Genomic DNA, 6,222 nt, shown 5'->3' on the forward strand with positions numbered 1-6,222 from the left:
TGCGAAACATTCATCAATTCAAATCAAATCAAAATGAAATTGAAACAAAAAGAAATGAATGAAAAAGAGTTATCAAATCGTTGCATAATACATGCGATAACGTGCTGATTTGATTGAGTTTTTTTGAATTTGAAGTCATTCACCTCGCCCCCAATCCATCCACATACAACGAATCTACATGCGAAACATTCATCAATTCAAATCAAATCAAAATGAAATTGAAACAAAAAGAAATGAATGAAAAAGAGTTATCAAATCGTTGCATAATACATGCGATAACGTGCTGAAATGATTGAGTTTTTTTGAATTTGAAGTCATTCACCTCGCCCCCAGTGGTATTAGGCTATAATAAGTATAGGTAACCAAACTTCCATCGTTATGAAGGCGTTACACTTTAATAAGGAGTTAAAATGAATGACAAGAATAAGCAGAAGTAGTGATTTTACCGGGGCAGTAGATAGGTTTGTCACTGAAAATGAAGACTGGTTAACTGCAACTGAACAAACTTTCATTACTGCTATGTATCAGGCAGCAAATGAACTTGATAGGCAAACGGGTAGGAAACTATCCGCCGCGATGCTCACTGAACTTCGTTTGAATACTAATGAAGTTATTAAGCGCAAGCCTGTATCAAAGACGGCAATCAAAGAAGAAACTGAGGCACAACGTGATGCCTTTGACGAGTTGATTTCGGATTTCTAGACCATTCCAGTCTGAAACAGCCCCGACTATTGGCAGGCCCCGTGATCCAGTGATCCGATACGGCAAGCCAAAGTATTTCACCGGTGACGAACCCTACTGTCCGCAGGAATGGACCCCACCGCTCAGCCCTGATGCACCTTCTGATGGTCCTAGGCTTCGAGCTCTTGCGTGTCGTATCCAGAAGCAGGAAACAGGCGAGTACCTAGAACCTGATGACTGGCAGGACAAACTCATTGACTCAAAGTTGGAGCTATATCCAGAGGGTCATGAGAAGGCTGGAGAGTACAGGTTCAAGCAGGCGATTACCTCGATGCCAAGACGTAACGGCAAGTCAACGGTTGCATCGATCCTTGCTCTTGGTTCTGTGGTGCTGAGCATTGCTCCGAACATCGGTGTCCTAGCGTCAACGAAGGAACAGGCCAAAGAGATCTTCGACGGAGTGAAGTACACCTTCGTCACGAATGAGGCTCTGACTACCAGGTTCAAGGTCACACACCTCAAGGGCATTGAGTCCAAACGTGCTGACAAGCCTGCTCACTTCAAGATTCATGCTGGTAACGGTGATTCGCTTCAGGGCATCACTTTCGCCGGCCTCATCCCAGTTCTGGTTGACGAACTACACATCACGAAGCCAGAAGCCTATGACGCTGCTGTCAAGGGTGCCTCTGTTGGTGTGCGCAACGGTCCTGTCATCGGTATCACGACGGCGGGAACAGACGACTCAGAGCTATTGAAGCGCCTCTACGAACGTGGGCGTAAGGCTATCGCTAATCCTGCATCAGACGAACGATTCGGTTTTTGGCACTGGTATGTAGAACCGGAGGTAGAGCTATGGGACAAGGAAGCACTACTACGCGCTAACCCTGCTGCCCACTTCGGCCGTATCGACATTGACGAAGAGATCAAAGAAGGTAAGTCAAACACTGCTGGTGACTACTTTGAGTTCAGACGTTATCGACGCAATCAGTTTGTATCGAGCAACAACATTTGGCTGGGAATCGATCAGTGGGTTAAGTGCAGTGGCGAAGGTATTCCGAAGGACTATGTAGGTCCAGTGATCTTTGCTATCGACAGAACAGAGCAGTATGGATGGGTAACTATGACTGCTGCTGTAAAGATTGATGAGATTGTCTATACAGAAAGAATCATGCGTCAGCGTAATCCAACTATCGAATGGATTGAGCAGACCTGTATAGAGCTACATGCACGTTGGGGTGCTGAACTGTTTGTAGCAAACGTAGACACACTTAAAGAGGTGATCATTAATCTACGTGATAACCATGGTCTACCTGCTGAGTACCTAACTAATCAGCAAATGGTCAGTGCTACGGCAATCGTAGGACACATGATCAGTGAAGCAAGACTAGTGCAGGATAAGAAAGATCCAATTTACAAGAAGCAGTTACCAAATACGGTGGCAGTAGTCGCCGGGGAAGGAATAAAAGTATCTACTAAAGAATCTACAGGTGATATCGATGCTGTACGTTCAATGCTTATGGCTTGTTACAAAGCAGAAAGTATGGAACCACAGTTCTTTACTCCACTTGTATTTTAATTATGATACAATATAAATAACATTATGGGAGCATGGAAAACATTTTGGTTAGGCCCCGAGGTAAACCAAACAAGCAATCAAGTACCAGAAACAAGAGTTGATGAGGACGGAAATCCGTCTCCATTCATTCTGCCTCCATCACCTGGTTCTCTATGGCAGGAAATTCAGCCTAAAGAAGCACGTAGAATCGGTACTGTTTATCGTTCTATCAATATTATCTCAACCATTATCAGTCAAATGGACCTACAGGTCTTTCGTGACGGCAAGCTACTTAAGACTCCACCTATCGTTGCTAATCCAATCGATGAAGAGTCTCAGACTAGTTTTGTTCAGCAAATCGTTCACAGTCTTGCACTGTGGGGTAATGCCTACGTCAAGGTCTACGGAGATCCCGTATCCAGCGTAGAGGTGCTAGACCCAGACACCGTAGTTGTGTCACGTGACGAATTGACCGGCAAGGTTCAGTACTGGCTGAACGGCAAGCTACAGCCGAAGGGGAAGATTCGTCACCTCAAGTTCGAACGTATGCCAGGCGCTCTGTTAGGTCATGGTCCGTTGCAGGGATGCGCGGGTGAACTCAAGGCTGCTCAGCAACTAGACGCATTCCAGCAGACATGGTTCAACACTGACGGCATTCCCAAGGGAATCCTGACAAGTACAACCAACGTCAACGCTGCTCAGCAGAAGCAGTTGATTGAGGCATTCGAAGCCTTCATCAAGGACCACAAGAACGTCCTGCTGCCTCTAGGCATCAAGTACGAAACCTTGGCTGTAAAGCCTATTGAACTTCAGTACGTCGATGTAGCAGAAGCGAACATCAGAAACATTGCACGAATCTTCGGTATCCCAGCAGCCAACCTGTTGACCGCAATCGAAGGTACTTCAATGACGTATACCAACTACGTCGAATCAAACATGCAGTTCATGCAGAACACTCTAAGTCGTTACATGAATGAGATCGAAGACTTCCTATCAAGTCTATTGCCACGTGGCCAGAAGGTTCAGTTCAACGAAGAAATGTTGCTACGTATGTCTCCTGAGAAGGCATGGACAATTATCAAGACAAAGGTCGATATTGGCTATACATCAGGTGACGAATTACGCGCGGAAGAAGGAAAGAAGCCGCTACCAAAACCAGTCGTGAAGTCTGAGACTCAAAACCAGACTAATCCAAATAAGGACAACCAAGAGAATGGAAATACGTAACGTTGAGTTCGAAGTAAGGATTGCTGACGAGCAGACTCGTTCTGTTTCTGGTCTTGCTGTTCCTTATGGACAGACTATCAACATTGGTGGATTCCAAGAGCGTGTAGAACGTGGCGCTTTTGATACCACTCAGTCAGTACCTTTGCTTTGGGGACATGATCATAAGGAAATCCCCATCGGAAAAGTAACGGCGCTACGAGACACTGAAGCCGGTCTAGAGATCGATGCTCAGTTGAATGAAACAACTCGTGGCAAGGATGCATACATTGCGCTTAAGAATGGCGATGTAAATAAGTTTTCCATCGGATTCCTTCCAGTTGAATCAAGGAATGAAGACGATGTAATCGTACGCACAAAGGCAACACTCAAAGAAGTATCAGTAGTGAATTTCCCAGCGTATGAACAGGCAAGCGTAACAAGTGTACGCGAAGCCGATACAAAAGATAAGGAGAATAAAAACATGACAGACAATGTCAATGACTATTCTGCTGAAATCGGTGATGTGCGCGACGCTGTTGCCGACCTAAGCAGAAAGTTTGATCGAATCAATGAGGCTGACAACAGCCATGCTGCTCTCGATCAGTACCGCACAGGTGGAGAATTCCTAAAGGGTCTTCACGAAGGCGAGGACACAGCACGTGAGATCTTCACTCGTGACTTCGCTACATCAACAGACGCAGACAATATTCGCCCAAGTTGGATGAATAAGAATCTTAAGCTTGTTGAGAAGCAGCGCATTGTAAAGGGTCTATTCGACTCTGCACCATTGCCACAGGCTCGTAACTCAGTTGAATACCCCTTCGTAAAGGCACAGACTGGCACCGTAGGTGTACAGGCAGCCGAAGGTGACAACCTAAATTACCTAAAGCTAGAGATCGATACAGGAACAGCCCTAGTTAAGACCTACGGCGGTTACTCAAGTCTTTCTCGTCAGGCAATCGAGCGTTCTGATGTTAACTACTTGGACGCAGTTCTACGCTTCCAGACAGTTGCATACGCTAACGCTACAGAAGCAGCAGTTCAGGCTGCACTTCTAGCAGCATCAGGTGTTAACTCTGTAGAACTTGGTGGCGCTAATAACGCTGCTCATACTGCTGCACAGTACATCGAAGCTATCGTTGCGGCTCAGGCTGCAATTGAGGACAACTCTACTCTTGGTCTAACAGCAGACTTCATTCTAGTAGCGCGTGACGTTGCTACGAAGCTTGCTTTGATCGTAGATACAACCGGTCGTCCTATCTTCGCAGTAAACAACGACGGTGCTAACACCTTCGGTACTTTGCCTCTAAACGGCAAGCTTGCCGGTGTTATCAATGGTCTTCCAATGGTTGTAGGCAAGAACCTAACCTCAGGAACCATCATCGTTGCTGCACGTGAAGCTCTAGTAACTCTTGAGTCTCCAGGTGCTCCTTTCCGTCTACAGGATGAGAACGTAGTCAACTTGACTAAGGACTTCTCACTTTATGGCTACATGGCTATCGAGACTCCTGACGTAAAGGCAATCACCAAGATTGTGGATGCGAGCTAATAACTAATGGTATCGGTGGAACAGTTAGTAGAAGCATGGAACACAGGTTTTGAACATGAAACCGAAGTTAAAGCAGCACTTGATGCAGCAGTTATTCTAGTTGATGATTACATTGGTGACGTAGTAGTCCCCGATGCAATTCTAGATCTTTGCTACACACGAGTTGCTTCCAGCCTGTTCGAACAGTCAGCAGTTGCAACCAACACTGGCTATGAACAGGAAGGTGCTCCTACTCCAGTCAACCGTAATCCAATGAATTCTGTGTATCACATTCTGAGAGGATACGTATTGCCATGGTGAACGTACTTTCAGAACTTCGTAAGGAAGTAAAAGATCTACTGAATGATGCTGGACTACGCGCTTATGACTACATGGAAAACAAGGCTGTTCCACCGTTTGCCGTAGTTATTCCTGATGATCCTTACCTAATGCCAAGCGATACATTTGGCGGTAAGTTAAACATTAGATTTAAGGTGTTTGTCGCCGGCCCCAAGGGTCTAAGCAATAAGCAGGCACAGGATACCGAAGACATGATCATTAAAGCGATCTTGGCACTTCGTGAAGAGTATGACATTACCGATGTTACTAGTCCTCTTCCTAGAGAACTAATACAACTAAATGATGTCACCGTGTTCGGTTCGGAAATCACAATCGAAGCAACAATAAATCTAGAAGAAGGAGAAAACTAAATGCCAACAAATGGTAAGTACAAGGGTAATAACGTTACCTTCACTATCAACGCTGTTGAGTATGCTGCTGAGTGTAAGTCTGTAAACATCGTCAATGAGGAATCAGAAGACGACTTCGTGACCTTCGCTGATGCTGCTGCCGGTGGTGGAGTTCAGTGGTTCTTGGATCTTGAAGCCGTTGCCGACTATGCCGGTGGCACCCTATGGGAATACCTATGGACAAACGCAGGTACAACTGCTGTTGCGTTCGTAATCAAGCCCTACGGTAATGCTGTCGCTACTGCTGACAAGCCTCATTTCACAGGAACAGTGAATCTAGGTCCAAAGCCACCAGTCGGTGGTGAAGCTTCTGCTGTCTGGTCTTTCGAGTACCGAGCAGAAATCAATGGCACACCAGTTAGAAAGACAACTGCATAATGAGTATGAGAGTTAGGGTATCGGGCGTAAGAGAAGTTGTTGCAACGCTTGCACGATTCGGTGCATCAAGCGATGACCTTAAGGCTGCATGGGCGAGAATCTCAGGCAGAGTTAAGACCGATGCC

7 protein-coding genes are annotated in these 6,222 nt (G+C 45.8%); all 7 read left to right on the top strand.

Annotation, left to right across the window (positions count from 1 at the left end):
* The first annotated feature begins 414 nt into the window (after nucleotides 1-414).
* Genes DTA22_RS35965 through DTA22_RS35980 form a run of 7 tightly spaced genes read left to right on the top strand, consistent with a single transcriptional unit; the run spans nucleotide 415 to nucleotide 6,097 of the window.
* Complete coding sequence (locus DTA22_RS35965; protein ID WP_146777793.1) at nucleotides 415-702, top strand: hypothetical protein; 288 nt, start codon at nucleotides 415-417, stop codon at nucleotides 700-702.
* Between the two features lie 49 nt (nucleotides 703-751).
* Entirely contained in the window at nucleotides 752-2,257 is a 1,506-nt protein-coding gene (locus DTA22_RS25685) for a terminase large subunit domain-containing protein (RefSeq protein WP_147307737.1), read from the top strand.
* Between the two features lie 24 nt (nucleotides 2,258-2,281).
* Nucleotides 2,282-3,463 carry a phage portal protein gene (locus tag DTA22_RS25690; protein WP_112301360.1) on the top strand — a complete coding sequence of 394 codons (1,182 nt, stop codon included), beginning with the start codon at nucleotides 2,282-2,284 and terminating at the stop codon, nucleotides 3,461-3,463.
* Nucleotides 3,450-4,991, top strand: a complete 1,542-nt coding sequence (locus DTA22_RS25695; RefSeq protein ID WP_112301361.1) for an HK97 family phage prohead protease — start codon at nucleotides 3,450-3,452, stop codon at nucleotides 4,989-4,991. Before DTA22_RS25690 ends, DTA22_RS25695 begins: the two co-directional genes overlap by 14 nt.
* A 15-nt stretch (nucleotides 4,992-5,006) precedes the next feature.
* A complete protein-coding gene (locus tag DTA22_RS35970; RefSeq protein WP_146777794.1) occupies nucleotides 5,007-5,291 on the top strand; it encodes a hypothetical protein in 285 nt (94 codons plus the stop codon).
* A complete protein-coding gene (locus DTA22_RS35975; protein WP_146777795.1) occupies nucleotides 5,285-5,680 on the top strand; it encodes a hypothetical protein in 396 nt (131 codons plus the stop codon). The genes DTA22_RS35970 and DTA22_RS35975 overlap by 7 nt, the downstream gene beginning before the upstream one ends.
* Nucleotides 5,681-6,097: a hypothetical protein gene (locus DTA22_RS35980; RefSeq protein ID WP_146777796.1), complete on the top strand. Its 417-nt coding sequence runs from the start codon at nucleotides 5,681-5,683 to the stop codon at nucleotides 6,095-6,097.
* The last annotated feature ends 125 nt before the right edge of the window (nucleotides 6,098-6,222 follow it).

This window comes from Rhodococcus wratislaviensis (assembly GCF_900455735.1).
GTDB classification, from domain to species: Bacteria; Actinomycetota; Actinomycetes; order Mycobacteriales; family Mycobacteriaceae; genus Rhodococcus_F; species Rhodococcus_F wratislaviensis.

Coding starts and splice junctions, on each gene's coding strand:
- DTA22_RS35965 (WP_146777793.1), top strand. CDS start 415: ATGACAAGAATAAGCAGAAGTAGTGATTTTACCGGGGCAGTAGATAGG.
- DTA22_RS25690 (WP_112301360.1), top strand. CDS start 2,282: ATGGGAGCATGGAAAACATTTTGGTTAGGCCCCGAGGTAAACCAAACA.
- DTA22_RS25695 (WP_112301361.1), top strand. CDS start 3,450: ATGGAAATACGTAACGTTGAGTTCGAAGTAAGGATTGCTGACGAGCAG.
- DTA22_RS35975 (WP_146777795.1), top strand. CDS start 5,285: ATGGTGAACGTACTTTCAGAACTTCGTAAGGAAGTAAAAGATCTACTG.
- DTA22_RS35980 (WP_146777796.1), top strand. CDS start 5,681: ATGCCAACAAATGGTAAGTACAAGGGTAATAACGTTACCTTCACTATC.